Source organism: Novosphingobium mangrovi (genome assembly GCF_022818885.1).
Lineage (GTDB): Bacteria > Pseudomonadota > Alphaproteobacteria > Sphingomonadales > Sphingomonadaceae > Novosphingobium > Novosphingobium mangrovi.
Genome location: NZ_JALHAT010000042.1, coordinates 1 through 2,868, shown reverse-complemented (window position 1 = coordinate 2,868; position 2,868 = coordinate 1). Strand labels below are relative to the sequence as shown.

The following is a 2,868-nucleotide window of genomic DNA, read 5'->3' as shown; positions in this document are numbered from 1 at the left end:
CACGGCAAAGCCATAGAGCGAACGGCGCACCTGGCGGGCCTCGTCCTCGTCGACGATGGCGACCGCGCCGGTATCGCTCGCGGCCAGAAGCGCGGCGCTCTCCCTGTCAAAGCAGGCGAGGCGGGCGGCATCGTCGGTGAGCGCGCGGCACTGGGCAAGCCCGCGCAGCGCGGCGGGCGGCTCGCCGCTTTCCTGCGCGCCTGCGGCCAAGGGCGTCAGGGCCAGCGCGGCGCCGAGCGTGACAGGCGTGACGAACGACGCGCGCAGGTATGCGGCGCGGGCAGGACGGGCGGTCTTGGCAGCCATCGGTCTTCAGGTCTCCTCGGCACGCGTGGCGGTGCTTGGAGCTGAGCATAGCAGCGGCCTGCGCAAAATGAAAAGCCGCATCATGTCCCGGAAAAGGCGTCGGAAACCCTCAGGCCGGGACGGGCCCCTTGCGCATCCATCCGGTAACCGCATAGCGCCGGTTGGGGGCCGCGCGGGTCACTTCGCTGACCGAATGGGCCTGGCCGACGCGGATGAGGTCGAGCGTGTTGAAGGCGGGCACGGCGATGCGGCCCTGCTCGCCCCCGTCATGGAGCAGCAGCAGCCCGCCCCATTCCGCACGCCAGGCCGGATTGAGGCCCAGTACGTAGGCGGCATGGCGCCGCTTGCCCGCGACCGCGTCGTCGTGCGCGGTGAGGAAGTCGCCCGGCGCATAGGCGGTTCCTTGCGCGTCGGCAAAGGTGAGCGCGGCCTCGCCGGTGACCGCGCCCAGCAGCGCGCGCACGGGCGCCGAGGACATCCAGGTGGCAAAGCGGGCGAGCGGGTCGGTGCTCTTGGCCCGCGCCTTCGCGCTGTCGGGGACGCGCACGGCCTCGTAGCGGAACTGGAAGCCGCTGCGCGCGCCCGCGTAGACCGCATCGTCCATCGCCTTGGCCTGCTCGGGCGAGAAGCTCTTGCGGGTGGGCCGGTCGAGCTCGAAGCTCTTGTCCCCGCTGTTGATGACCTGCACCCAGTCCTCGCGGGCGCGCAGCTCGCGCCAGAGCGCTTCGGCGCAGGCTTCTTCGAGGAAGTCCGTGAGGCGCGTGTGGCCGCCTTGCGCGAACGCGTCGGCGGCCGCCTTCGTGTCGAGAGCGGGATTGAGCGTGAAGGTCAGGGACGTTGAGGTCGGGGGCATGGTCGGGTGCGCGGCTTCGTCTGTGATTTCCATCAATGCACATGGGCGGGCGGCTTGGGAAAGACGCGGGGCCTGTGCTACTTGCGGAGCCACGATGACGCTATCCCTCTTCGAGATCAATCCCGCGCTCGACCGCGCGGCCCTTCGCGCGAAGTTCCTGGAGCATGGCCGGGTGCAGGTGCGCGATTTCCTGAAGCCCGAGGCCGCGCAGACGATCCGCGGCGTCCTCGAGAAGGAGACGCCCTGGGGCCTTGCCTGCCAGGCCGGGGAGGAGCCGCACACCACGCTGCGCCCCGAGCAGATCCAGGCGATGAAGCCTGAGGAGCGCCAGGCGCTGGCGCAGAAGATCTACGGCGCGGCGGCCAAGGGCGAATACGCGGTGCGTTTCGCCAACTACCCGATGCTCGATGCGTACCTCCAGGGCTGGGACCGCAACGGCCCGCTCGCGCTGCTGCTCGAACACATCAACGACGCGCCGTTCCTGCAACTGGCGCGCGACATCTGCGGTATCCCCGAACTGCGCAAGGCCGACGCGCAGGCGACCCTGTTTGCGCCGGGCGACTTTCTGGGGCCCCACACCGACAGCCATGTCGCCGAGGGCTGGCGCGTCGCTTACGTGATGAACTTTGCCCAACCCGATTGGCACCCCGACTGGGGCGGCTACCTGCACTTCCTTGATGAGGATGGCGACGTGGTCGAAGGCTGGCGTCCGCGCTTCAACGCGCTCAACCTGCTGCGCGTGCCGCAAAGCCACATGGTGAGCTACGTCGCGCCCTTCGCGCCCGCGCGGCGCCTCGCCATCACCGGCTGGCTGCGCGATCGGTGAGCGTCTCGCTCGACATGGCGCGCATTGGCCAGTTGCGCGAAGCCGCGCTCAGCGCCGAGAAGGCGGGCCGGGCAGGCGAGGCACAGGCCCTCTTCGATGAGGCGCTTGCGCTGGCACCCAAGGAGCCCCGGCTGCTCAACAGCGCGGGAGGCAGCGCGCTGCGCCTCGGCGATACGACGCGCGCCGAGGCGCTCTATGCGCGGGCCTGCAAGGCCGCGCCGGGTGAACTCGAATACGCGGTCAACCACGCCATCGTGCTCGAACAACTGGGGCGCGCAGGCGAGGCCTCGCGCCTTCTCAAGGGGCTTGAGGCGAAGGGGCGCCATGATGCGCGCTACTGGTCGACACGCGGTTCGGCCGAACGGGCGAGCGGCGATCTGGCCGCGGCCTCGGCCAGCTACGAGGCGTGCCTCGCGCTCAATGCGGGACATGTGCGCGGCCTGCACGGTCGTGCGCGCATCGCGCTCGAACGCGGCGAGGGGGATGCGAGCGCGCGCTACGCCAAGGCGCTAGCGGTCAACCAGGGCGATCCGAACCTGTGGCTGGGCCGGGCCATGGCGCTGGAGGCCGAAGGCCAGTTTGCCGAGGCGCGCCAGATCGCTGATGCGCTTTCGGCGCAGATGCCCGGCTGGCTCGACGCGCATCGCTATCTTGCCGAACTGCGCCTCAACACCGAGGAGGGCGCGCTCGAAGGTGGGCGCTTTGCCGACCACTACGCGGCGGCCAGCCGCGCGCTGCCGGGCAACGCCGCGCTGGCGCTCGCCTGGGTCGGCGCGCTGAGCGGCGCAGACTGCACACCCGAAGCCCACGCGGCGGGGGAAGACGCTCTGGCGCGTATGCCCGAGGATCCCGACGTGCGCGTGGCCGCCGCAACGGCGGCGAG

3 protein-coding genes and 1 pseudogene are annotated in these 2,868 nt (G+C 70.8%); 2 read left to right on the top strand and 2 right to left on the bottom strand.

Translation table 11 applies throughout. From position 1 onward, the window contains the following. Positions 1-306 (bottom strand): annotated as a pseudogene (locus MTR65_RS17480) (hypothetical protein); the annotation flags it as partial. 109 nt (positions 307-415) lie between these two features. Continuing rightward, positions 416-1,192 carry a 2OG-Fe(II) oxygenase gene (locus tag MTR65_RS17475; protein WP_243802491.1) on the bottom strand — a complete coding sequence of 259 codons (777 nt, stop codon included), beginning with the start codon at positions 1,190-1,192 and terminating at the stop codon, positions 416-418. A gap of 61 nt (positions 1,193-1,253) precedes the next feature. Between MTR65_RS17475 and MTR65_RS17470 the strand changes: the two genes are divergently transcribed. Beyond that, the gene (locus tag MTR65_RS17470) at positions 1,254-1,985 is read left to right on the top strand and encodes a 2OG-Fe(II) oxygenase (RefSeq protein WP_243802489.1); all 732 of its coding nucleotides are present in this window, start codon (positions 1,254-1,256) and stop codon (positions 1,983-1,985) included. Then, a partial coding sequence (locus MTR65_RS17465; protein ID WP_243802487.1) for a tetratricopeptide repeat protein occupies positions 1,982-2,868 on the top strand: 887 nt, incomplete at its 3' end. The genes MTR65_RS17470 and MTR65_RS17465, both read left to right, overlap by 4 nt.